At 73.8% G+C, this 23,280-nt stretch carries 20 protein-coding genes; 11 read left to right on the forward strand and 9 right to left on the reverse strand.

Features of this window, described 5'->3' with window-relative positions; translation table 11 throughout:
- The 5 genes from I6A81_RS37105 to I6A81_RS37125 form a co-directional block, all read right to left on the reverse strand.
- Positions 1-413, reverse strand: a 413-nt coding sequence (locus tag I6A81_RS37105; RefSeq protein ID WP_203010449.1) for a hypothetical protein, incomplete at its 3' end; no start/stop codon positions are given.
- A 469-nt stretch (positions 414-882) separates the two neighbouring features.
- Positions 883-1,644 carry a class I SAM-dependent methyltransferase gene (locus I6A81_RS37110; protein ID WP_203005552.1) on the reverse strand — a complete coding sequence of 254 codons (762 nt, stop codon included), beginning with the start codon at positions 1,642-1,644 and terminating at the stop codon, positions 883-885.
- A gap of 582 nt (positions 1,645-2,226) precedes the next feature.
- Positions 2,227-2,946, reverse strand: coding sequence for an HAD family hydrolase (locus I6A81_RS37115; RefSeq protein ID WP_203005553.1), 720 nt, complete (start codon positions 2,944-2,946; stop codon positions 2,227-2,229).
- A 64-nt stretch (positions 2,947-3,010) separates the two neighbouring features.
- On the reverse strand, positions 3,011-3,967 hold the full coding sequence (locus tag I6A81_RS37120; RefSeq protein ID WP_203005554.1) for a TIGR03557 family F420-dependent LLM class oxidoreductase: 957 nt from the start codon (positions 3,965-3,967) through the stop codon (positions 3,011-3,013).
- Between the two features lie 100 nt (positions 3,968-4,067).
- A complete protein-coding gene (locus tag I6A81_RS37125) occupies positions 4,068-5,681 on the reverse strand; it encodes a DHA2 family efflux MFS transporter permease subunit (protein ID WP_407661442.1) in 1,614 nt (537 codons plus the stop codon).
- Positions 5,682-5,896: 215 nt separating this feature from the next.
- On the opposite strand from I6A81_RS37125, the gene I6A81_RS37130 reads away from it, so the two are divergent.
- The 6 genes from I6A81_RS37130 (at position 5,897) to I6A81_RS37155 (ending at position 10,431) form a co-directional block, all read left to right on the forward strand.
- Positions 5,897-6,442 (forward strand): MarR family winged helix-turn-helix transcriptional regulator, encoded by a 546-nt coding sequence (locus I6A81_RS37130; protein ID WP_203005555.1) that lies wholly within the window; start codon positions 5,897-5,899, stop codon positions 6,440-6,442.
- Between the two features lie 287 nt (positions 6,443-6,729).
- Positions 6,730-6,981, forward strand: coding sequence for a hypothetical protein (locus I6A81_RS37135; protein ID WP_238430043.1), 252 nt, complete (start codon positions 6,730-6,732; stop codon positions 6,979-6,981).
- A 290-nt stretch (positions 6,982-7,271) separates the two neighbouring features.
- Positions 7,272-7,796, forward strand: coding sequence for a DUF2617 family protein (locus I6A81_RS37140; RefSeq protein WP_203005556.1), 525 nt, complete (start codon positions 7,272-7,274; stop codon positions 7,794-7,796).
- Entirely contained in the window at positions 7,793-8,221 is a 429-nt protein-coding gene (locus tag I6A81_RS37145) for a DUF4247 domain-containing protein (RefSeq protein ID WP_203005557.1), read from the forward strand. The genes I6A81_RS37140 and I6A81_RS37145 overlap by 4 nt, the downstream gene beginning before the upstream one ends.
- A 111-nt stretch (positions 8,222-8,332) precedes the next feature.
- On the forward strand, positions 8,333-8,776 hold the full coding sequence (locus tag I6A81_RS37150; protein ID WP_203005558.1) for a DUF350 domain-containing protein: 444 nt from the start codon (positions 8,333-8,335) through the stop codon (positions 8,774-8,776).
- A 101-nt stretch (positions 8,777-8,877) separates the two neighbouring features.
- The gene (locus I6A81_RS37155) at positions 8,878-10,431 is read left to right on the forward strand and encodes a polyamine aminopropyltransferase (protein ID WP_203005568.1); all 1,554 of its coding nucleotides are present in this window, start codon (positions 8,878-8,880) and stop codon (positions 10,429-10,431) included.
- 385 nt (positions 10,432-10,816) lie between these two features.
- Here I6A81_RS37155 and I6A81_RS37160 read toward each other — a convergent pair whose 3' ends face one another.
- Both I6A81_RS37160 and I6A81_RS37165 read right to left on the reverse strand, forming a co-directional pair.
- Complete coding sequence (locus I6A81_RS37160; protein WP_203005559.1) at positions 10,817-13,681, reverse strand: FAD-binding and (Fe-S)-binding domain-containing protein; 2,865 nt, start codon at positions 13,679-13,681, stop codon at positions 10,817-10,819.
- 44 nt (positions 13,682-13,725) lie between these two features.
- On the reverse strand, positions 13,726-14,685 hold the full coding sequence (locus tag I6A81_RS37165) for an LLM class flavin-dependent oxidoreductase (RefSeq protein ID WP_307875169.1): 960 nt from the start codon (positions 14,683-14,685) through the stop codon (positions 13,726-13,728).
- A 765-nt stretch (positions 14,686-15,450) separates the two neighbouring features.
- Between I6A81_RS37165 and I6A81_RS37170 the strand changes: the two genes are divergently transcribed.
- The 3 genes from I6A81_RS37170 (at position 15,451) to I6A81_RS37180 (ending at position 19,154) form a co-directional block, all read left to right on the forward strand.
- Positions 15,451-16,656, forward strand: coding sequence for an ABC transporter substrate-binding protein (locus I6A81_RS37170; RefSeq protein WP_307875170.1), 1,206 nt, complete (start codon positions 15,451-15,453; stop codon positions 16,654-16,656).
- Positions 16,657-16,784: 128 nt separating this feature from the next.
- Complete coding sequence (locus I6A81_RS37175) at positions 16,785-18,299, forward strand: class I adenylate-forming enzyme family protein (protein WP_203005562.1); 1,515 nt, start codon at positions 16,785-16,787, stop codon at positions 18,297-18,299.
- A 108-nt stretch (positions 18,300-18,407) separates the two neighbouring features.
- On the forward strand, positions 18,408-19,154 hold the full coding sequence (locus I6A81_RS37180) for a TetR family transcriptional regulator (RefSeq protein ID WP_203005563.1): 747 nt from the start codon (positions 18,408-18,410) through the stop codon (positions 19,152-19,154).
- A gap of 99 nt (positions 19,155-19,253) precedes the next feature.
- Here the strand turns inward: I6A81_RS37180 and I6A81_RS37185 are convergent, their stop codons facing one another.
- Positions 19,254-19,904, reverse strand: a complete 651-nt coding sequence (locus I6A81_RS37185; RefSeq protein ID WP_203005564.1) for a Clp protease N-terminal domain-containing protein — start codon at positions 19,902-19,904, stop codon at positions 19,254-19,256.
- A 227-nt stretch (positions 19,905-20,131) separates the two neighbouring features.
- On the reverse strand, positions 20,132-21,100 hold the full coding sequence (locus I6A81_RS37190; RefSeq protein WP_203005565.1) for an EamA family transporter: 969 nt from the start codon (positions 21,098-21,100) through the stop codon (positions 20,132-20,134).
- A 72-nt stretch (positions 21,101-21,172) separates the two neighbouring features.
- Here I6A81_RS37190 and I6A81_RS37195 point away from each other — a divergent pair, with 72 nt between their 5' ends.
- Both I6A81_RS37195 and I6A81_RS37200 read left to right on the forward strand, forming a co-directional pair.
- On the forward strand, positions 21,173-22,123 hold the full coding sequence (locus I6A81_RS37195; protein WP_203010450.1) for a LysR family transcriptional regulator: 951 nt from the start codon (positions 21,173-21,175) through the stop codon (positions 22,121-22,123).
- Positions 22,124-22,332: 209 nt separating this feature from the next.
- The gene (locus tag I6A81_RS37200) at positions 22,333-23,124 is read left to right on the forward strand and encodes a hypothetical protein (protein WP_203008411.1); all 792 of its coding nucleotides are present in this window, start codon (positions 22,333-22,335) and stop codon (positions 23,122-23,124) included.
- Positions 23,125-23,280 lie beyond the last annotated feature (156 nt).

A 23,280-nucleotide genomic window follows, 5' to 3' on the forward strand; every position in this document is an offset into this window, starting at 1 on the left:
GGCGACCGGCGGCGTGCGCCGTTCGGCGCGGAACCGCGCGACGTGGAAGCGCGGGGCGTGGAAGCGCGGGGCGTGGAAGCGAACGACGTGACCGACGCGGCCGAGCCGATGATCGTCCTGGGCCGGCCACGCGCCTCGGCGGACTGGGCGACGATCTCGTAGCCGACGCAGACGACGAGCCACGACCACACCAGCAGGACCACGACGGCGACGACGTCCAGGGCGCCGCCGGCCTGCCCGATGACCGGGACCGGGTGGCCGAGCCACAGCCACAGCACGAGGGGCCCGGCGACGACGAAACCACCGAGGCTGGCGAGGGCGAGCAGGCCGCGCAGGATCTGGCCCGGGCCAGCCGGCCGGCCGGCGGCTGGCCGGGGGGAGCCGGGGGCGCGTCGCGTGATGGCCGTCGTCATGACCCGGCTCCGGCGACTGTCGGACGTGTGCGCGGACCAGTGCCGCAAGGCATGAGCCCTCCCATGGGCGTGGCTAGGACGCCGTTCACCGCTGACGCTTCAGGACCGCCGAGGGACGGCGGCGGGCGCGACGGGCGCAGCACCCCCTGCTGGCGCCCGCCGCGAGGCGGAACGACGTGGCCGCGCACATGGCCACCGGCGGCCGGCTGGCCGACCGCCTACCGGAGAACCACCCTTGCTGGGACTTGGGCGTGCCGGGACTTGGGACAGTCCCGGCTGATTCACCGGCAACCAGGTGGTACCACACATACCGGCGCTTGAGTAGTCACAGCAGGCAACCTGTGGATAGCGGCTCCCGGTAAGGGTGACTACCTGACGTGGTCCTTGTGGGCCCGGCCCGCCCGCTGGGTGGGCCGGGGCGGGCGGGCCGGTCGGCGGTGGGCCACCTCCTGGCCAGCCGCGTCCCTGGTCAGCCGCGGGCCCTGCCGTAGAAGGCCTCGGTGACGTGCGGGACGTGGACGAGGCCGTCGCGCGCGTGGCGCGCGCACAGGGCGCGCAGGCGGCTCAGGTAGAGCGGCCCGGCGGTGGCGATGGCGCGCTGGCCCTGGGTGGACGTGGAGCTCACGCGGATGAACTCGTCGACCGGCAGCGGCTGCCGCCAGACCTCTCGGCGGCGCTCCACCTGGTCGAAGGCCGCGGCGAGCTCCCCTTCGACGTCGATCGTCCCCCGGTAGCCGGGGCTGTAGAAGGGCGAGATCTCCTTGAGCAGGTCCTCGTAGTCGGCCGGGAGGCCACCGGGCCGGTAGTCGCGGTCGTTCTGGACGACCATGCACACGCCCCCCGGGCGCAGCGCCCGGGCCGCCGAGGCGAGGAAGGCGGGCCGGTCCATCCACTGGTAGGACAGGGCGGCGACGACCAGGTCGACGCCGTCGCGGCCCGCGAGGAACTGCTCGGCCGCGCCCCGTTCCCAGGTCACCTGGGGAAACTTCTCCTGGCCGAGGGAGATCATTTCGCCGGAGACGTCCACCGCGTGGACCTCGGCGTCCGCCGGGAGCAGCGGAAGCAGGGCCTCCAGGGCGATCCCGGTTCCGGCGCCCGCGTCCACGACCGTGGGTCGGGCGTCCGCCGGCAGCAGGCCGACCGCGTGCGCGAACAGCTCGACCGGGTACCGCGGGCGCGTGCGCTCATAGCTGTCAGCAAGCCCGCTGACGTTCGGGGCGGGGATAACCATGCGCTCATGGTCCACGGCTGCCCGTGGATCACCTGACGCGGGGCGGTCGCGCGCATCCGTGATCACATCGGCTCGGGTGGTCGCCTGGCCGTGCTCGGGTGGTCGGCCTGGCCGTGGGAGCCCCGGGCCGGCCCTCGGCGGGCCGCCCACCGGCCGCGGCGCCCGCGGCATGCCCCGCCCAGCGGGGCGGGACGCGGCGTCGCCCCTTGCCCCTTCTCGGTTGTGGCGCTCCAGCGTGCCCCCGCGGTTCATGTGCGGAAGCGGGCCCACGGCCACCTTGAGAGCCGGATCGGTCGCCGAAGGTGGATGCCAAGAGGGTCGTCCGAAGACCGATGTTGGCGGTATCGACATTTCGGCGATGTTCAGGCATCATCTGTCGTAGTGCCGGCGAGGCCGGCGCGGCTCCCCCCGTACCGCGCCTGGCTCGCCGGCATCTTTCATTCTCCGTTTCGGAGGGTGACGGATTCGGCCTCCGCTCTGGGGCGACGTCGTCGCTTCCACTGCCGATCTCTCTCACACCCATTGCTGCCGCCAATATCGCGCGGTCGGTGCGCCATCCCCGCGGTGACCACCCGCCGAGGGTCAGCCGGCCGGGACCTGGTCCGTGGAGTCGAAGAGGCCATCCGCCAGCCCTGTCAGATCGACAAGCGACGCCACGACGGTCGGCGCGCCGGCGGCGCGCAGGTCGTCGACGGAGTAGCTGCCGGAGGCGACGGCGAGGATCCGGGCGCCGGTGGTGAGCGCGGCGTCGACGTCGTTGGGCGTGTCCCCGATGAGCAGGACCTGGTCGGGCTCGATCGGATGACCAAGCAGCGCGGCGGCCCGGTCGCGCGCGACGGCGACGAGCGCGGCCCGGTCGCGGTGATCGTCACCGAAGGCGCCGAGCCGGAAGTCGAAGAAGGGATCGAGCCCGAACGCCTCGACCTTGATCTGCGCGATGGCTCTGGTGTTGCCGGTCAGCACGCTCTGGCGCAGGGCCGTCCGGGCGGCCAGCGCGCCGAGCGCCTCGCGGGCGCCGGGCAGCACCCGCCCGCGGCCGGCGAGTTCCGCGCGCGCCGCCTCGAAACCGGCGGCCAGCGCCGCGAGCAGGCCGGCCACCACCTCGTCGGAGGCGGCGAGCCCGTGCCGTTCGAGCGTGTCGTGGATGGTCTCCAGCTCGGTGCGCCCATGCTGCAGCGCGACCAGTTCCTGCAGCGGCACGCCGGTCACCGTCGGGAACACCCGCTGGTAGACCAGCCGGCCCATCCCGCGCGCGTCGATCAGTGTCTGGTCGATGTCCCACAGCACGAGGCGCACAGGCACGTCGCCGATCCTGTCACACCGTCCGCCGGCAAAGGACCGCTCGACCGGGCCCGGGGGAGCGGGCCTACCTCGGCGGCAGGAGCGGCAGGACCTCCTCGGCGAGGAACCGGATCCCGCCGGCCTGGTCGGGGCCGATCTGGGCGACGTAGACCTCGTCGAACCCGGCGTCGGCGTACTGGGCGAGCACGTCCGCCGCGCGCTTCGGGTCCGGCCCGCAGGCGACCTTCCGCGCGGCCTCGTCGGGGGAAGACGCGGCGCCGAGGGCCTCGAACGTGTGCCACGTCGGCACGTCCTGCGAGGCCTGGCCGCCTGTTCCCTCGTGGCCCCACAGGCGCCACGCCGTCTCGGCCGCCTCCTCCTCGGTCGGCGCCCAGCAGATCTTCACCCCTGCCTGGGTGCCGCCCTGGCCGCCGAAGCGGCGATAGGACCGCAGCCCGTCTGCGTCGGGCCGGACCGTGATCCAGCCGTCGCCGGCCTGGGCCGCGAGCCGGATGGCCTTGTCGCCGAAGCCGCTGACGTAGATCGGCGGCGGCTCGTCCGGCCGGCTGAAGATCTTCGCGTTGTGGACGGTGTAGTGCCGGCCCCGGTGGGTGACCGTCTCGCCGCTCCACAGCCGGCGGATCAGCTCGACCGCCTCGGTGAGCCGTTCGTGGCGGACGCTGACCGGCGGCCAGGCGTCGCCCAGGATGTGCTCGTTGAGCGCCTCCCCGGAGCCGATCCCGAACGTGAACCGGCCGGGGGCGAGGGTGGCCGTGGTCGCCGTCGCCTGGGCCAGGATCGCGGGGTGGATCCGGAAGGTCGGGCAGGTGACGGCCGTCGTCATCCGCAGGTTCGTCGTCGCGGCGATCGCGCCGAGCACCGACCAGACGAACGGGCTTTCCCCCTGGCTCGACTGCCAGGGATGGAAGTGGTCGGAGACCCACACCCGGTCGAAGCCGGCCTCCTCGGCGACCCGCGCGTTGCGGACGATCTCCGGCGGGCTCAGCTCCTCACTGGACAGGAAGTAGCCCCACTTCGTCATGCGCCGCGACTACCCGGTCGCGCGGGGACAACACCCGCGAACGACTCCGGCCCGCGGGGCGGGTCCCGCGGGCCGGAGTCGTTCGCGGCGGTCGGGCCGGCTACTCGACGGCGACAACCTGCCGCTCGGGGCTGGGCGTGCCGGTGCCCGCGGGCCCGGGCGCGGCCGGCGGGGCGGGGCGGCGGGGCAGGAAGAGGCTCGCGACGAAGCCGAGGACCGACAGCCCGATGATCCACCAGAAGGTGGCGCCGAAGGCCTCGCCGACCCGGTCGGCGATCTGGTCGGGCAGCTTCGCGCCCGCGGAGACGGACAGCGCGTTCTCGGCCGCGTCGACGCCGGGCAGCCGGCTGGCGATGCCGCGCTGCAGCCAGACGGCGACCAGGGCCGTGGCCACCGAGCCGCCGACCCGCTGCAGGATGTTGAGTGTCGTGGTCGCCCGCGGGACCTCGCTCGGGGCGAGCGTCTCGAAGGCGGCGCCCATCGAGGGCATCATCGCCGCCCCGAAGCCCAGGCCGCGCACGAACAGGCAGGCCGCGAGCAGGACCTCGCTGGTGTGCCCGTCGACCTGGGTGAAGGCGATCGTGCCGAGCAGCGTGAGCACCATGCCGACGGGGACGACGTAGCCCGCGCCGCGCCGGTCGGCGATCCTGCCGGCGAGCGGCATGGTGAGCATCACGCCGATGCCCTGCGGTACCAGCATCAGGCCGGCGTCCATCGCGCTCTGCCCGCGCACCACCTGGTAGTAGAGCGGCAGCAGGAACATGGCGCCGAACAGCATCGCGCCGATCACGAAGGTCGCGACGCTCGCGAGTGAGAAGGCGCGGTTGCGGAACATCCGCATGTCGAGCAGCGGGTCGGCCCTGCGCAGCGCGTGCACGACGAAGCCCACCAGCAGAACCACGCCCACGGCGATGCTGACCTGCACCTTCGCGGTGCCGAAGCCGCCGTCGTTGCCGGCCTCGGACAGGCCGAAGACCAGCGCCGCCAGCCCCGGCGAGACCAGCGCGAGGCCCGGGACGTCGAGCCGGTGGTGCGCCGAGCCCCGGTCGCCGCGCGGCAGCATCCGCCAGGACAGGAACAGCGCGAGCGCCCCGACCGGCAGGTTCACATAGAAGATCCACCGCCAGCTCAGGTTGTCGACGATCACACCGCCGATGACGGGGCCGAGCACGGGGGCGAGCAGCGTCGGGACGCCGATGATGCTCATGACCCTGGCCATCCGCTGGGGCCCGGCGGCCTGCGCGAGCAGCGTCATGCAGATGGGCATGATCATTCCGCCGCCGAAGCCCTGGAGCACGCGGAAGACGACCAGCGCCTCCGCGGACCAGGCGAGCCCGCACAGCGCGCTGCCGAGGATGAACAGGGATAGCGAGAGGTTCCACATCCGGGTCGCCCCGAACCGCTCGACCGACCAGCCGGCGAGCGGGATCACCACCGCGAGCGCCAGCAGGTAGCCGGTCGTCACCCAGGAGATCGTCGACAGGGAGGTCTCGAACTCGCTGCCGAGAGCGTGGATCGCGACCGACACGATGGTGGTGTCCAGGATCACCATCATCGCGCCGAGCATCACGGTGGCGGACAGCTTGAGCAGGGCCGGGTCGAGCCTGGCGGAGCTGCCGCCGGTGCCCATGGCTTCCGGGGCGGCCGCGGCGGCCGGGGCGGCGCCGGGCTCGGAGCCGGCCGGCGGCGGGGCTTCGGGTGGATGGTCGGGCACGGTGTGCTCCCGGGGGACGGTGGCTGGCCCGGGACGGTGGCCGGGCGGGATCCCGCCGGGCTGGCTTCGCCGGTCGGACGGGAACCCGGGCACCGCTCGGTCGGCGGCTGGTGGGACGAACCTTGTCAGGGCCAGCATCCGGCGGTCGTTGAGTTGTGTCAAACATATTGTCGTAACAATGAACCAAGGGCGTCGTGGCCGGTTACGATCGACACATGATCGAGGCCGCTCCGGACACCCCGCGCGCCGCTGGTGCACGCGAGGCCGTCGCGGGCGAGGTCTGGCGCGCGATGCTGGCGCTGACGCTGGGCGGTGAGGCCCACAGCCGGATGCATGACGTCTGCCAGGCCGTCGACCTGACGCCCGCGGCGCTGAAGATCCTCATGGTGCTCTCCGGTGGCCCGCGGCCCATGCGCGAGCTGGTCGAGGCCTTCCGCCACGACCCGTCGTACCTGACCAGCGTCGTCGACCTGCTGGAGCGGCGCGGCGTGGCCCGCCGGGAGCCGCACCCCACCGACCGGCGGGCCAAGACGGTGGTGATGACCGAGGAAGGCCAGTACGTCCTGGCGCGGGCCCGGGAACTGCTGGCCGTGCCACCGGCCTCGCTGCGAGCGCTCGCGCCGCGCGAGCAGGAGCAGCTGCTCGGCCTGCTCATGCGGGTCGTCGAGGCAGAGCCGAACATTCCCCCCGCGATGCGGCCGCATCCTCCCGCCGCGCTGTTCCCCACCGAGCCCTCCGCCGGCCCCGCCTCGTCTGGCTGACCGGCCGGGCCTCGTCGGCCAGGGCCGCCGCCCGCCCGGAGGCCGTGCCGCATGGTCCACAGGGGCGGTGCCTCCGCCGGCTCCGCGGGGCGCCGCCCGCGGGCTCGCCGGGTCGTCGGGTCGCCGCGCTTCCCGGCCGATCGCGACCCTGCCGGGAATGGTCGCTATGTCCCCTCTGGGTCCCCTTTGGCTGATCGGCTACGCTGCTAGTCATCTCGGCTGGTGGGGGCGGGATCGCGTGGCTCTGGTCGGTGCCGCCGTCCCATGGACGTCGCGACGGAGGACGGATGTCGACGAACGAGGCCGAGGTGCCGCTCGAGACGGCGCACACGCCGGAGCTCGGCCCGCTCGGGGCCAGGAAGTCTCGGGAGCCACGTTTCGTGGTGCTCTACCTGCTGGGCGTCGCCATGCTCGCCTCCATCGGAGGCTGGATCGCCATGGTTCTCATGGACAAGGAAGTACCCGACGGGTTCCCCGTCGTGATCGGCACGGTGATCGGCGGCCTCGTGGGCATCGCGGCCAGCGACCGGTCCGCCTGACCGGCTGACGGGCCGCGCGGGCCTCCGGCGGCCCCGCCGCTCCCGCCGCCACCACAGGGCGGCGTCGAGCAGGAGACGGCGGGGAACGGCGAACGCCGCCGCGGCCGGGTGCTGTGGCACCCCCGCCGGTCCGGCGGCCCCGCGCCCGGCCCCTACTCGGCCGTGTGTGGCCTGTGGCATGATTCGTCCGCCGAGTCCGATACGTGCTTGGCGATCCCTGCCCGCCCGAGAGGACGCCTGGTGCCCGAGGCCCCCCGCGTACCAGCTCATCGCGCGGCGGTCCCCGCCCGGTGACGGCCCTCGACCTGTCGGTCGTGCCCCGCGACGTCCGCGCCGCCTCTCTCGGCCTGCTGCTCGGGGCGCCCAGCCCGCCGGCGCTGGCCAGCGTCGACATGCACGCGCCGCACGGTGTGCTGACCCTGGCGGTCCTCGGCGCCTCGCACGCGGTGAGCGCCACGTCGGGCCCGCGCCGGCTGACCGAACAGGTGTCCTGCGACGCGGTCGCGGCCGGTGGCCGCCCGCTGCCGTCGCGGGCGGAGGAGAACGGCTACACCATGACCGCGCGGGTACGCACGGTCGACCGCCGCGAACTCGACGCGCTCGCGGCGAGCCTGCGGGCCCAGGGGGCCGGGCGACCCGACTGGCTGTGCGCCGCCTTCCCCGGCGACGAGCGGGCGGTGACCGCCCTGACCGGCGCGCCGACGCCGCGCGGCTGGCAGTGGCGCACCTGGCATCTCTACCCCGGCTCGCGCGACCGGGCCAGCGCCCGCGCGCACGAGGTCGTGACCACCCACAGCCGCTGGGAGCCGCGATGACCGCCGCCGCCCGTCTGGCCCGCCGCGCCCGCCGCGCCGCGCCCGCCGTCCCCGTTGCCCTCGCCCTCGCGGTGCTACCCGCCTGCGGCAGCGACAACGACATCCGGGGCTGGCTCGGCGACCACTACAGCCGTACCGGCACGCAGGCCGACACCGTGCGCTACACCTCGGCCGAGCCGGTCGACCGGACCGTCGCGGCGATCGCCAACGGGATCGAGCCGGCCGCCCGGGCGAGCGACAAGGGCACCGAATACCTCCGCTTCGCGGACGACATCGTGATCGTGAGCGCTGCCGCGCGGGGTAGCACCGTGCGGGTGGAGGACCTCGACGACGCGTACCGCCGTGGCCAGTACGCCTTCCTCGGGAGCGGGTTCACCCCCGGCTCGCCGGCCGGCGACGACGGCGGTCCCGGCGATGGGAAGTGAGCCCGGCCGGCGCCGTCGCGGCCCGACCGGGCGGAACCGTCCCCGTGTCCCACAGCCCATCCCAGTGTCCATCCCAGCGCCCATCGCCCCGCACATCACCGGGAGAGCCTCGTGACCTTCGGCAGCGTGGATGTCGGCGACGTCGGTGAGGGTGTCGTCGCCACCCTGCTCTACTTCGTGGTCGGCGCCGGCGTCCTCGCGCTCGGCTTCCTGGTCCTCGATCTGCTCACGCCCGGCAACCTGCGCCGGCAGGTCTACGTCGACCGCCGGCCGAACGCCACCGTCCTGCTCGCGGCCAACCACCTCTCCCTGGCGATCATCGTCGTCACGGCCATCCTGACCAGCTCGGACTCGCTGGCCCAGGGCCTCGTCGACTCGGCGGTCTACGGCCTGGTCGGGATCGCGCTGCAGGCGCTCGCGCTCCGCGTGCTCGACGGCGTCGTTCCCGGCCATCTGCGCGCGGTCGTCGACGAGCCGACGCTCAGCCCGGCGGCCTGGGCGATCGCCGCCAGCCTGGTCGCGATCGGCGGGGTCACCGCGGCCGCGCTGTCTTGACGCCCCGGCCGGCCGGGGCGACCGACGCCACGACGGCCGTGGCGACCGACGCCCCCGCGGCCGCTCCGGCGGGCAGCACACCGGCCACCTCGACGGCGAGCCTGACGGCCGTCCCGGCGGTCAGCCCGCTGCCGCGGAGAGCCCGCCCACTCCTGCTCGCCGCGGTCGCCGTGTGCGCCGCCTGCGGGCTGGTGTACGAACTCGTCCTGCTCACCCTGTCGACGAGCCTCGCCGGCGGCGGCATCACCCAGACCTCACTGATCGTCGCCGGGTTCGTCGCCGCCCTCGGCGCCGGGGCGCTGCTGGTCAAGCCCTTTCTCGGGCACGCGGCCGCCGCCTTCGTCGCCGTCGAGACCCTGCTCGGGGTCCTCGGCGGGCTCAGTGCCGTCACGCTCTACGTCACCTTCAGCTTCTACGCGACCAGCGGGCCGGTGCTCGTCCTCGGCACGGCGCTGCTCGGCGCGCTCGTCGGCGCCGAGGTGCCGCTGCTCGTCACGCTCCTGCAGACCGGCCGGACCGACATGGACGCGCGGGGCAGCGGCCGGCTGCTCGCCGACCTCAACGCGGCCGACTACGCCGGCGCCCTTGTCGGCGGGCTGATCTGGCCGTTCGTCCTGCTGCCTGCCGCCGGCATGATCCGGGGAGCCGCGCTGGCGGGGCTGGTCAACGTGGCCGCCGCGGCCGTGGTCGCCGCGCTGCTGCTGCGGCGGTGGCTGACCCGGCGCGCGCTCCTCACCGCGTTCGCCGCGCTCCTGGCCGCCGCCGTCCTGCTCGGCACCCTGCTTTACCGCGCCCACGACATCGAGATCGACGCCCGTCAGCGGCTCTACGCGGATCCGATCGTGGTCGCCACCCGGTCCGCGTACCAGGAGATCGTCGTCACCCGCCGGGGCGGCGACCTGCGCCTCTACCTGGACGGCGACCTGCAGTTCTCCAGCATTGACGAACACCGCTACACCGAGGCGCTCGTCGCCCCCGCGCTCGCCCGTGATCCCGCCAGGGTCCTGGTCCTCGGGGGTGGCGACGGGCTGGCCGCGCGCGAGCTGCTGCGCCACCCCACGGTGCGCCAGGTGGTGCAGGTGGAGCTGGACCCGCGGATGATCGAGCTCGCCCGGACGACCTTCGCCGGGATCAACCGCGGCGCGCTCGACGACCCCCGGGTGCGGGTGGTGGTGGCCGACGCGTTCCGCTGGCTGCGTGACCCACCGTCCGAGCCGTTCGACGCCGTGGTCGTGGACATGCCCGACCCGGACACTCCGGCGCTCGGCCGGCTCTACTCGCAGGAGTTCTACGGCCTGGTGCGCTCGGTCCTCGCACCCGGCGGCCTGCTCACCGTGCAGGCCGGCAGCGCGTACGCGACCCCGGATGCCTACTGGCGCACGGTGAGCACGGTCGGGGCGGCGGGCCTGGCGACCACGCCCTACCACGTCGACGTCCCCAGCTTCGGGGACTGGGGCTTCGTGCTGGCGAGCAACAGCGAGACCCCGCCGCCGCTCGTGCTCTCCGCCCAGGCCGCCCCGGCCCGATTCCTCGACCAGGCCGTGCTCACCGCCGCCGGCGTGTTCGCGCCAGACCGGGCTCCGCGCATTCTCGAGCCCTCCACCCTCGACCACCCGCGGATCGTCGACGACCTGCGGGCCGGCTACCAGCGCTGATGGAGCCGCGCCGGTTCCGTGGATCTTGGTCGATGTGGGCGGCGCCGTCGAGCGGCCGGTCATGACCTGTGGTGTGTTCGACCATGATCCCAGACGCTGTGGTGCCGAAATCCACCTCGTCCGGCACCACAACCCATGACCCGATCCCGCGGAATGCCTGGATCGATCCGTGCTCCGCTCCCACGTCGTGGCAGACACCCGAGGGATTCCGGACGCCCTGCCAGACATCAGGGTTACGAAACAGTGCTGGTCATCGCTCTGGTGTCTGACACGATTCCCCGCGACGTCGGACAGGACGGGCGCACAGCCGCACGCCGGTGCCGGGCGAACGCCGGTGCCGGGCGAACGCCGCCAGGCATGGCACCAGGCTCCAGTCATCAGGAGATCATGAGTCTCCCGCCCGGCCGGGCCCCGCGTCGTCCAGGAGCTGGGCGAGGTGGCGGGAACGGGTGGCCGCGAGCTGGGTGAGCTGGGTGCGGCAGGAGAAGCCGTCGGCGAGCACGACGGTCCCCGGGGCGGCGGCGCGGACCGCGGGCAGCAGGGCGGTCTCGGCGACGGCGACCGAGACGTCGTAGTGGCCGCGTTCGGCGCCGAAGTTGCCGGCCAGGCCGCAGCAGCCGCCGACGGCGGTGACCTCCGCGCCGGACGCGGCGAGCAGCGCCGCGTCCGCGGCCCAGCCGAGGACGGCGTGCTGGTGGCAGTGGGGCTGGGCCACCGCCCGGACGCCCGCGAGGCTCGGGGGTGCCCAGCCCGGGGTCGCCGTGAGCAGCTCGGCGAGCGTGCGGGTCGCGGTGGCCACCTGGGCGGCGCGCGGGTCGTCGGGGAGCAGCTCGGTGACGTCGCGGCGCAGGACGGCGGTACACGACGGTTCCAGGCCCACGACGGGGGTCGCGGCCGCGAGCGCCGGTCCCAGAGCGTCGAGGGTGCGCCGGAGCTGACGCCTGGCGGTGTCGAGCTGGCCGGTGGAGATCCAGGTGAGGCCGCAGCAGACGGGGTTGTCGAGGATGCCCACCGCGTAGCCGGCCGCCTCCAGGACCCGGACCGCCGCCTGGCCGACCTGCGGAGTGAAGTGGTTGGTGAAGGTGTCGACCCACAGGAGGACGGGGCCGGCGGTGGGGGACACGGCCGGCGCCCGGCGTTCGCGGAACCACTGGCGGAAGGTCCGGGCGGCGAACTCGGGGAGTTCGCGCCGCTCGTCGATGCCACCGAGGCGCTTGGCCAGGCGGGAGGGCATCCCGCGGCGCAGCGGCGCGTTCGCCAGGCGGGGCGCGCGGGAGGCGACGCGGGCCAGGCGGGGGAGCCACCCCAGGCTGTAGTGCGCCGCGGGCCTGGGGCGGTGGCGGTACTTCTGGTAGAGGACCTCGGACTTGTAGGTCGCCATGTCGACACCGGTCGGGCAGTCGGAGGCGCAGCCCCGGCAGGACAGGCAGAGGTCCAGGGACTCCGCCAGCTCTCGGGCGCGGTAGCCGCGCACCAGCGTGCCGTTCGCGACCTCCTGCAGCACCCGGGCCCGCCCGCGGGTCGAGTCCTTCTCGTCCCGGGTGGCCAGGTAGGACGGGCACATGACGCCGCCGTCCGCGGTGTTGTCGGCCCGGCAGCGGCCGACGCCGACGCAGCGGTGGACCGCCATCGACAGGTCGCCCTGGTCGTCCGGGTAGGCGTAGGCGAGGCCGCGGCGCAGCGGGCGGGCGAGCGGGACCCGCAGGTCGGCGTCCATCGGGCGCGGGTCGACCAGGATGCCCGGGTTGAGGACGTTGCCCGGGTCGAAGGCGTGCTTGACGGCGCCGAACACGGCCAGCGCCTCGGCCGAGTACATGTGGCCGAGCAGCTCGCCGCGGGCCCGGCCGTCGCCGTGCTCCCCGGAGATCGACCCGCCGTGGGCGGCGACGAGCTTGGCGCCAGCGACCATGAAGTCGCGAAACGGCTTCGTGTCGCGGCCGAAGGCGAACGGGAAGTCGATGCGGACGTGGACGCAGCCGTCGCCGAAGTGCCCGTAGACCAGGCCGTCGAGCCGGTGGTCGGCGAGCAGGGCGGTGAACTCGCGCAGGTAGGGGCCGAGACGCTCGGGCGGGACGGCGGCGTCCTCCCAGCCGGGCCAGGCGGGCTCGCCGGCCGGGGTGCGCCCGCCGAGCCCGGAGCCGTCCTCCCGGATTCGCCACAGCGCGCGGGCCGCCGGGCCGGTGACGACGGCCGCGTCCAGGCAGTCGGCGTCGGCGACGAGCCGGCGGGCGGCGGCGACCGCCTCGGCCTCGGTGGCGCCGGCCGTCTCGACGAACAGCCAGCCGCCGCCGCGCGGCAGGTCTGGCACGGCGGCCGGGCCGCGCCGGGCCCGCACGACCTCGACGAGGCGGGCGTCCATGCCCTCGAGCGCGACCGGCTCGTGCGGGAGCAGTCCGGCGGTGGCCTCGGCGGCGGTGGGCATGTCGGGGTAGCCGAGCACGGCGAGCGCGACCGCGGCCGGCGACGCGACCAGGCGGACCGTCGCGTCGAGGACGACGCCGAGGGTGCCCTCGCTGCCGACGAGGAACCGGGCCAGGTCCGCGCCGTTCTCCGGGAGCAGGTGTTCGAGGGAGTAGCCGGAGACCTGGCGGGTGAACCGGCCGAACTCGGTCCGGATCAGTCCGAGGTTGCCGGCGACGACCGCGTCGAGCGCCTGGCCGACCGGCCCGGCGGCGGCCAGGCCGTCGCGGCCGAAGCGTCGGGCCGTGAGCCGGTCGCCGGCGGCGGTGAGCAGGTCGAGCTCGACGACGTTGTCGGCGGTGCGGCCGTAGCGCAGCGCGCGCGAGCCACACGAGTTGTTGCCGATCGCCCCGCCGATGGTCGCCCGGGAATGGGTCGAGGGGTCCGGGCCGAACCGCAGCCCGTGCGGCCTGGCCGCGGCCGTGACGTCGTCGAGGACCGTGCCCGGCTGGACGCGGGCGACGCGGGCCTCCGGGTCGACCCACCGCACCCGGTTCAGGTGCCGGGAGAAGTCGAGCACCAGCCCCGGGCCGACCGCGTTGCCCGCGATCGAGGTGCCGGCGCCGCGGGCGGTGAGCGGCGCGCCAACCTCACGGGCCGCCGCCAGCGCCGCCGCTACCTCGTCGTCGTCGCGGGGGCGGACGACCGCCGCCGGCACGACCCGGTAGTTGGACGCGTCCGACGAGTACTCCGCCCGCCGCCGGGCCGAGATGTCCACCTCGGCCACCCCGGCCCGTGCCAGGGCTTCGGCCAACGCCCGCGGGTCGCTCACCTGCCCATCCTGTCCCATCGGCCCGACTGTCGCCGACCAGTCGGGGGCCGGGCGAGGGCCTGCTACGTCCGGGTTGCCCGGGCGTAGTCCCGCAGCGACGGGACGATGTCGGCCAGGAGGCGCTGGATGACCGGATCCGGGTCACCGTCCGGGCCGGGCGCGGGCAGGAAGATGAAGTGGCGGGCGCCGGCGTCGACGAAGGCCCGCAGTTTGGCGGTGACCTCGGCGGGGGTGCCGGCCGCGGCGACGCTGTCGACCATCGCGCGGAAGTCCTGGCGGTAGGTGCCGCCCAGCATGCGGGCGGCGCCCTCGCGGGCCGCGTCGCCGTCCGGGTCGACGTTGACGAACACGAACGCGTACCAGTCGAAGCCGGTCAGGTCCCGGCCGGCGTCGGCGGCCAGCTCGCGGATGGTCGCCACCGAGGCGGCGTAGCGGCGCGGGGAGTAGAGGTAGGGCATCCAGCCGTCGCCGAGCAGCGCCGCGCGGCGCATCGCGGCCTCCTGCCGGCCGGCGACCACGATGGGTGGGCCACCAGGCCGGGCCGGCGCGGGATGGATCCTGACGTTCTCCATCGGGTAGAACGGGCCGTCGTGGGTGACCGGCTCGCCCGTCCAGAGGCGGCGCAGCAGCCCGATCGCCTCGTTGGTCCGCCGGCCGCGCTCCCGGAGCGGCACCTGGCAGGCGGAGAACTCCGCCGGGTACTCGCCGCCGATGCCCACCCCGAGAACGACCCGCCCGCCGGTGGCCCGGTCGAGCTCGGCGACCTGCTTCGCGACGATCGTGGGCGTGTACAGCGGGAGCAACAGGATCGAGGTCCCGATCGTCACCCGCCGGGTCACCGCGGAGAGCCGGGCGAGGCTTGTCATCGCCTCGCTCGTCGGGTTGGGCGAGGCGACATGGCCGCCGACCCACAGCGAGTCGATGGACAGTGCCTCCAGTGCCGTCACGCGCTCCAGGTCCGCCGGGGCGTGGAAGCCGATCCTGAGCCCGCCTGCCTCGTCTTTCGTCTCGCCCACTGACACGCCCGCGCTCCTCCGTCTGGTCCATGGCCGACCGTCGCCACTGACGACCCTTCCTCCTGCCCCCCGCCGGCGTCGAGGCATTCGGTTCGGTGGAGGCGTTCAGGCGCCGGGCGTGTCGCCGCTGGCGCGGAGCGCGACGGAGATGCCCGCCCGGAGCGCGATGGAGATGCGCGCGGCGGGTCGGCCGCGGGCGACCGCGTTCCGGTGAGCCGGACGCGTCCCGCGCGGGTTGGTCCGGGCGCGCACTGGACCCGGGTTCGCGTCTGAGCTAGACAGGTCCACGCCTTGGCCCTCCCTCGCTGCTCGCGGCGTCCGGCCGGGCCAGTAGGTCGTGACAGTCGTCACAGTGTAGAACGAGACTCTCGTCGGTGAGAAGCCCCAAATTCACCTCCAGGTAGAGCTTGACGTCCTCATTGAATGTTGCGAGCATGCGTTCACTCCCGCCACCGGCCGACCCTGACGACACCGCGGTACCCGCCGACGCGGCTCGTTCCGGCCGCGTACTCCCGTGGCACTCCCTCCGGGGCATGCCGCCGATCCCTCCGACCGACCGCGTCGGCGTCCGCGCCTTCGGGCGTCGCCGCTTCGACCAGTCCTTCCCGGCCCGCCTCGGGCTGCGCCGGGCCTTCGACCGTGATGTGAGGGCAAGAGGTGACCACGAAAATCTCGTTGGACAGGCCCAGCCGCCGACGGAACCACCCGGCGAGCGTCGGCTTATCCCGCTTATCGCGCTTATCCGGGCTGGCCCTGGCGCTGGCCGCGACCGTGGGGCTGGTCGCGGCCTGCGGGGACGACGGCGACGAACCGGCCACGCCGACCCCGTCGGCGAGCGCCGCGGCCTCCGTGCTCGGGCCGGTCGCCCCGGCGAAGGGTGAACCCGTCAAGATCGGCGTCATCCTGGAGGGCAAGTCGACCGTCTCCGACATGTCGGTCCAGGACCCGGTCGTCGACGCCGCCGTGCAGTGGCTCAACGAGCACCGCTCCGGGATCGAGGGCCGGCCGATCCAGGTGGTGACGTGCGAAGCGCTCGGTGACCCCGGCAAGGCGACCGACTGCGGCAACCTCATGGTCGAGGAGAATGTGGTCGCGGCCGTGATCGGCGAGTCGGCGGTCATGGAGCCCGCGTGGCGGCCGCTGCACGACGCGAAGATCCCGGTGATGATCAACGGTACGAGCGATCCGGGCATCCTCGCGGACAAGGACTCGACGTTCGTCCTGCTCGAGGGGACGGCGGGGACCATCGGCCTGCCGATTCAGGTGGCCAAGGAGAAGGGCCTGAAGAAGGTCACGGGGATCGTGATCGACGTCCCGGCCGCGACCGCCCTGCAGACGAACGTCGCGCCGGCGGAGTACGAGAAGGCGGGGATCGAGTTCGAGCTGATCCGCATCCCGCCGGGCACGGCCGACATGACGCCGCAGCTCGGCGCCGTCACCTCCGGCGAGCCGAGCCTGGCGTTCGTCCTCGGCAACGACGCCTTCTGCATCAGCGCCTTCAACGGGCTGCGCGCCGTCGGGTTCACCGGCCCGATCTCCGCGATCGCCCAGTGCGTCACGGACGCCACCCGCAAGGCGGTATCCGGCGATGTGCTCGATGGCATGGAGATCTCGGCGGCGACCCCGATCGGGACCGACAACCCTGCCACGCAGCTCTACAAGGCCGTCATCGACAAGTACGCGCCGAGCGTGGACACCAGCAAGGCCGCCGGAATGATCATGTTTACGACCATCGCGGCCCTGCAGACTTCGCTCTCCGGGATCACCGGTGAGATCACGCCCGCCAGCGTCACCTCCACGATCAGGGCGATGCCCGAGTCGGAGCTGCCAGCCGGCGGCGGCATCAAGTTCAAGTGCGACGGCAAGGCGAGCACGATGTCGGCCACCTTCTGCTCCCGGGGCACGCTGGTCGCCACCCTGGACGACAAGGGCGTGCCCGAGACCTACACGGCGATGGGCACCGCCGCGTCCGGCTGAGCCGGCCGTAGCCGAAGCGCCGTCCGCGCTCCGATGCGGGAGCCTGGCGCGGGGAGCCTGGCGCGCAAGTCCGTGAACCGAAGCCTTTCGTCAGCGGAAGCCTTGAACGCAAACCCGAAAGGACGGGCGTGGAAGCAGCCTTAAAGGCCGAGGCCGGTGACACCGAGACGAGCGGGACCGAGACCACCGAGGTCAGCATCGCTCGTCGGATCCGGCAACTCGCCGAAGAGAACCCGACCGACCTGGTGTTCCGCCACATTGGGCTGGATGGCGCCGAGCCAGCGTTCAGCTGGCCGATGCTCGACCGACGGGCCAGCCAGCTCGCCGGCGCGCTCGCCGAGCGAGGCCTCGGGCTCGGCGACCGGCTCGGGCTCGGGCTGCGCAACTCGCCGCAGTTCGTGCTGAGCGTGCTGGCGGCGTGGAAACTCGGCGCGGTCCCGGTGCCGGTGCGCTGGGACGTACCCGACTGGGAGCTCGCGCGGCTGCGCGAGGTCATCGACCCGAAGATCTACCTCGGGCCGGCGGATCTGGACTGGATCGACGCGACCGAGCAGGGAGACGTACCCGACCTGCCCGATGTCGTCTCGCCGCATGTCAACGGCATCTGCAGCAGCGGCTCGACCGGCACACCGAAAATCATCGTCTCCGGGCGGCCGGGCATCTACAGCCCACTGTTCGCCGGGCCGCTGATGGAGAACTGGCGCCCTGTGCCCCGGCCGCAGACGATCCTCGTGCTGGCCCCGATGTACCACACCAATGGGTTCTCGACCCTGTTCAGCCTGCTGTCGGGAGACCGGCTGCTCGTGATGGAGAAGTTCGACGCCGCCCGGGTCGTGGACGTCGTCGAGCGGTACCGGATCACGAACTTCACCGCCACCCCGACAATGCTGCAGCGGATCGCGGACCTCCCGGGAACCGACAGCCGTGACCTGTCGAGCATCGAGTTCTTCGTGCAGGGCGCCGCGCCGATGCCGCCGTCCCTGGTTCACCGCTGGGCCGGGCTCATCGGCCCGGAGCGGATCGTCATGGCCTACGGCATGACCGAGGGCCTCGGCCTCACGGCGATCCGGGGCGACGAATGGCTGGCCCACCAGGGCAGCGTCGGGCGGGGACTCGGCGGCACCGAACTGCGCATCCTCGGCGCCGACGGCGCCGAGGTCGCGGCAGGTGAGATCGGGGAGATCTACCTGCGGTCGCCGGCCTCCTACGCGGGCGGCTACCAGTACCTCGGCGACGCGCCGCGGCTGCGCGGCACCGACGACGGGTTCCAGACCGCCGGAGACCTGGGCTACCTGGACGCCGACGGATACCTGTACCTGGTGGACCGCCGCGTCGACCTGATCGTCACCGGCGGCGCCAACGTGTTCCCCGCCGAGGTCGAGTCCGCGCTCATCGACCACCCCGGCGTCGCCGACGTGGTCGTCGTCGGCCTGCGCGACCCGGAATGGGGCCGCAGGGTGCACGCCATCGTCGAGCCCGCCGACCCCGCGAACCCTCCGAGCGCGGACGACGTCATCGCCTTCGCCAAGAGCCGGCTCGCCCACTACAAGGCGCCGAAGACGGTCGAGCTGGTCGACGCCGTTCCGCGAAGCGAGGCGACAAAGGTCAACCGTGGTGCCCTCGTCGCGGCCCGCGGTGGCTGAGAACGGGTTCTCGCGACGGTGAGCGCGACGACTCCCGACGGCGGCGGGCCGGCCGGCCGAGCCGGGTTGCCCGCCGCCGACGGGGCGACGAACGGTAGCGTCAGTACCGTGTCCTGGGCCGAACGCGCCGCCGACCGATCGCCTTCGGTCCAGCGGTCACGCCTGCGTACCATCCAGCAGGCTCGAGTGATCGTCGAGGCGGCCCGCCGCCTCGTCGACGAAAAGGGCGACCAGTTCACCACCCAGGAACTCGCCCGCGAGGCCGGGGTCGCCCTCCAGACGTTCTACCGGCATTTCCCCGGCAAGGACCAGCTGCTGGTCGCCGTCATCGAGGACCTGATCGCCGAGTACGCCGAACGCTACGCCACGGCCGCGCGCGAGCTGCCCGATCCCGTGGCCCGGCTGCACTACTACCTCACGGCCGTCCTGCGCGGCCTCGAGGTGGCCCGCGGCGACGGGTCCGGCCGCGGCGGACGCGGGGAGGACGACGAGCCCGGCCGCTCGCCCCGGGGCAGCAGCCCCCGGTTCATCACCGCCCAGCACTGGCGCCTGCACCAGCGGTTCCCGGAGGACATGACCCGGGCCACCCAGCCCATGACCGATCTGATCGCCCGTGAGCTGCGCGAGGCCCAGGCCGCCGGCCTGCTCACCCCCACCGACCCCGACCGCGACGCCGCCCTGGTCAACAAGCTGCTCATGACCGTCTACCACCACTACGCCTTCGCCCCGGCCGACGAACCGGTGGAGGCCATCGCCGAGCATGTCTGGGCCTTCTGCCTGCGCGGCCTGGGTGGCGTCCCGGCCGAGGCGGGGACCCCCGCCGACGGCCCGGCGACGGACGGCCCCACGCGATGACGCGGCCGGCCGGGCGCGAGGACGGACGGCTTCGGCCGGCGGTCCCGCCGCGCCGGCCGTAGACCGGCCGGGTCGGCGGGGCCGCCGGCTCCGGTGGAGTCAGGCGGTCCTGGACGACTGGCCGGCGCGCTCGCGCCTGCTCAGGAGGGTCCGTTCGGCGTGCCGCAGCTCGACCGCCAGCCCGAAGTCGCGGTTGTCGAGGGCCTCGTCCTTGGCCGCCCGCAGCGCCTCGATCCGGCTGTCGAGGTCGCCCGACACCGAGTCAAGGACGGTCGGGCCCGGGTAGGGCAACACGCCAAGGGTGGCCAGCACCCGCCGGCGCGCCTCCTCGCGGTCGACCTGAACCTGGTCGAGGACCTTCGAGGCCTCGCCGCCGTCCTCGCGCAGCAGGCTGAGGAGAAGGTGCTCGGGGCCGACGTGGTCGTGCCCGACGGCCTTGGCCTCGCGTCGCGCCCGCTCCAGGATCCACTTGGCCCGCATGGTGAGCGGCAGCACCTGGCCCCGGCGCGTCTTCCCGCGGCTGGTGGGTGTCCTGGCCGTCCCGCGGCCCACGACGGTCTCGATCGCCGCCCGCGTGCCGGCCAGGGTGACGCCGAGCGACCCCAGCGCCGAGCGTACGGGGCCGGTACGCCGGTGCAGCAGCCCGAGCAGGAGATGCTCGGTGCCGATCTGGTCATGGCCGAGGCTCATGGCCTCTTCCTGGGCAAGGACGATCACCCGCTGCGTGCGATCGTCGAACAGGTCGTGCATCGGCGAGCTCCCTGATGGCGTCCCCCGACCGCCTATGAAGTTGACCTTTTGTTGTCCGCTCATTGTCCAAGATTGTCAGCGTTCGTGCGCCCGTTCGGGCGGAAATGCCCTCGGCCGTAGTCCAACGGCCCCGATGGCCCCTAACGGCCCACGTTCGCTCGCCAGCCGCTCTCCGCGCGGTGAAGCTCGCCCGCCCGCGCGGGGGCGCGGTCCAGGCTCGGACGGCTTCAGGACGCGCTGCCGGCTGTCTGGCGCTGGCGAGGGCTGACGGCCTGGCCGCGGGCCGCGTGGTCCTGGGCCGAAGGCGGAACCGCGCTTCTGGCGTTCGGCCCGCGGCGAGCGCCGGCGGCGCCGTAGAGCACGCCGCCGACGACCAGCGCGGCGCCGAGTATCTCCAGGCCGGTGAGCTGCTCGCCGAGCAGCGCCGCGGAGGTGGACAGGCCGACGACGGGGACGAGCATCGAGAAGGGCGCCACCAGGCTGGCCGGGTGGCGAGCCATCAGCCAGCTCCAGACTCCCGAGCCGAGCAGCGTGCCGATCAGCACCGTGTAGGCGAGGCCGCCGAGCGCGCCGGCCAGGTGTTCCGTCGTCGCGAAGGCCGCGCCGATCTGGCGGGGGCCCTCGACGAGAAGTGAAAGCGCGAACATCGGCAGCGGCGGGATGACCGACATCCACAGCGTGAGATGGAACGGGTTCGGCGCCTTCGCGCGCGCGTTGCAGACATTCCCGATCGCCCAGCCGAAGCCGCCGGCGAGCACGAGCAGGAACGGGCCGAGCGCGCCCGCCAGTTGCGATCGCTGCCAGCCGACGACCGCGAGGCCGAGCACGGCGACCATCAGGCCCACCAGCCGGCGCCGCGTGATCCGTTCACCGAAGACGACAGCGCCGATGAAAACGGTGAACGGCGCCGACGACTGCAGGACCAGGGACGCGAGCCCCGGCTGAATCCCGGCGTACATCGCCCAGTAGAGAAACAGGAACTGCAGGATCCCGAACCCGATTCCGTGCCCGAGCAGCCAGCGTCCCGGAACGGCCGGACGGGGCACGAGCAGCAGCGTGGGAACGGCGATGACGGTGAACCGCAGCGCTGCCAGCAAGAACGGCGGGAAATGCCGGAGCGACGCGTCGATCGCCAGGAAGTTCACGCCCCAGGTGACCGCGACGAGGACGGCGAGCAGGCGATGGCGAGGCGGCATGTCGGCCACTGTGACCAGGCAAAAGCATTAGGACAAGTGAAATAATCTGCATCGACTATGTAGGTTGCCTACATGGATGTCCGCCACCTGGAGTTGCTGAGCGAGCTCGCCGCGCGGGGCAGCGTCACCGCGGTCGCCGCCGCCACCCACCGCACGCCGTCCGCGGTCTCCCAGCAGCTGCGCACCGCGCGGCGCGAGTTCGGCGTGCCGCTGGTGGAGCCGCGCGGCCGCGGCATCCGGCTCACCGAGGCCGGCCGACTGCTCGCCGAGGCCGGCCGGGACGTCGCCCGGGTGCTCGCCGAGGTGCAGGCTCGTTTCGACGAGTTCCGCGGCGAGCCGGCCGGCCTGGTCAGGGTGGCCGCGCTGCCGAGCGCGGCCACCCTGCTGCTGCCGGACGTCCTGGCCGAGCTGGAGACCACGGCCGTCACCCTGGACTGCGCCGACGTCGACGTGGCGGAGCACGAGTACGCCGCCCTCGTGACCGACTTCGACATCGTCATCGGCCACGGCCTGACCAGGGAGCCGCCGGCCGGCGCGGACGGCCTGGTGACCGTCGTCCTCGCCCGCGAGCCGCTCGACATCGCCATGCGCGAAGGCCATCCGCTCGCCCGCCGGCGCCGGGTGACGGCCGAGGACCTCGTCGACGCCGAGTGGTACGGCGTCCCGTACGGATACCCGTTCGACACCGTCCGCCTCGCCGTCGAGGAAGCGACCGGGAGATCGGTCGTCGTCGCGCAGCGGCTGCGGGACAACCGTCTGATCGAGGCCCTCGTCGTGCGCGGCGACCGGGTCGCGGTGCTCCCGCGTTTCACGACTCCGACGGGCCGCGGCCTTGTCCTGCGCGAGGTCGCCGGCCTCGACACCGCCCGCTACCTGATCGCCCTGGCGCGGCCCGACCACGCCGAACGCCTCGCCGTCCGCCGCGTCCTCGCCAGCTTCCGGGGCCACGCCGCCGCGGCCGCCGCCCGGCATGGGCAGGCCCTCGCCCGTGCGGGCGAGACCGACGCGTCCCGCCGCTCCTGATTCCGTTGCCCCGACCCCGCCTGGTTCGGACCACGCCGCCCTGGCCGCTCCGCCCTGGCCGCTCCGCGGTCGCGAGCCTCGCGGCGGGCCGCGAGGTTGGCCGCCGCGCGGCTCGCGACCGCGCGGCCGGCGGTCACGCGGCACACGGACGACCGTCGGGTGACGGACAGCCGGGGTCATACCGCCCTTCCAATGACAAACATGGGCGGATGACGTTCGAGGCGCGGCCGAGGCCGCCCGCGCAGTCCGGCTCGGTCTCCACGCCGGCGTTCGCGCGCCGGCGGCCGGCGCGCCGGCCCGCCGCCCGGCGGGGGTGGCGGCCGCGGGTGGCGGCGGCCGCCGGCCTGGTGGCGGCGGTCGCGGCGGCGGGGTGCGGCCCGCTCGCGCCCGTCGTGGACGAGGCGATGAACCCCTCGATGGACGCCTTCGACACCTGCTGCCGCGGCGTCGACCGGGCCGGGTTCGCGCGGCTCGCGGGGGCCGACGCCCGGATCGTCGACCTGCCCGCCGACGGGGGCGCGTTGGCCGCGGACGACTACGTCATCAGGGTCACGGCGGTGGCCACGACGCCCCGCCTCGGCGCCGGCGCCGTGCCGGCCGGTGGCTGGACGGCGGGTGAGCCGATCCTGGAAGCCGACACCGAGCATGACCTGGTGCTCGCGCTCGTCACCTTCACCTGCCGGACCGGGTCCCCGGACTGCCCGGCACCGACCGACGAGGCGACAGCGGGGAACGTGCCCGCTGTCGCCTCCACCCAGGCCGACCGCCCGGCGTCAACGCCGCCGAAGATTCCCAACAACGGGTTCTACCTGTCCACGCTGGTCCCGGAGACGTTGGCCGGGACCTCGGAGAACATCGCGCTGTTCGTCCCCGAGACGGCGCGCCCGGGCGACAGCGTGGTCGTCGTCACCAGGGTGCTGCGTGCCGCGCACCTCACGCTCTATCCGTATGGCGACTACTGGGGCGTCAGCCTGCGCGACGGCGAGCCCGCGACGGACTGAGGCCGCCCGCCTGACCTGAGTTCGGTCACCTCGCCGTTTTCGATCATGGTGTAGTGCGCTGGCCTGGGGTGATGGTTGTCGGGAGGGCTGTTCTGAGGCACTAATTGGTGCCTCTACCGTGGGGCTGTGGCCTGGATTCGGCGGGTGCGGACGGCG

This window comes from Frankia nepalensis (genome assembly GCF_016786325.1).
GTDB classification, from domain to species: Bacteria; Actinomycetota; Actinomycetes; order Frankiales; family Frankiaceae; genus Pseudofrankia; species Pseudofrankia nepalensis.

What these genes read in the sequence shown, in the direction of transcription:
- I6A81_RS37110 (WP_203005552.1), bottom strand. Translation starts at nt 1,644, where the DNA reads ATGGTTATCCCCGCCCCGAACGTCAGCGGGCTTGCTGACAGCTATGAG.
- I6A81_RS37120 (WP_203005554.1), bottom strand. Translation starts at nt 3,967, where the DNA reads ATGACGAAGTGGGGCTACTTCCTGTCCAGTGAGGAGCTGAGCCCGCCG.
- I6A81_RS37130 (WP_203005555.1), top strand. Translation starts at nt 5,897, where the DNA reads ATGATCGAGGCCGCTCCGGACACCCCGCGCGCCGCTGGTGCACGCGAG.
- I6A81_RS37135 (WP_238430043.1), top strand. Translation starts at nt 6,730, where the DNA reads ATGTCGACGAACGAGGCCGAGGTGCCGCTCGAGACGGCGCACACGCCG.
- I6A81_RS37145 (WP_203005557.1), top strand. Translation starts at nt 7,793, where the DNA reads ATGACCGCCGCCGCCCGTCTGGCCCGCCGCGCCCGCCGCGCCGCGCCC.
- I6A81_RS37160 (WP_203005559.1), bottom strand. Translation starts at nt 13,681, where the DNA reads ATGGGACAGGATGGGCAGGTGAGCGACCCGCGGGCGTTGGCCGAAGCC.
- I6A81_RS37185 (WP_203005564.1), bottom strand. Translation starts at nt 19,904, where the DNA reads ATGCACGACCTGTTCGACGATCGCACGCAGCGGGTGATCGTCCTTGCC.
- I6A81_RS37190 (WP_203005565.1), bottom strand. Translation starts at nt 21,100, where the DNA reads ATGCCGCCTCGCCATCGCCTGCTCGCCGTCCTCGTCGCGGTCACCTGG.
- I6A81_RS37195 (WP_203010450.1), top strand. Translation starts at nt 21,173, where the DNA reads ATGGATGTCCGCCACCTGGAGTTGCTGAGCGAGCTCGCCGCGCGGGGC.
- I6A81_RS37200 (WP_203008411.1), top strand. Translation starts at nt 22,333, where the DNA reads ATGACGTTCGAGGCGCGGCCGAGGCCGCCCGCGCAGTCCGGCTCGGTC.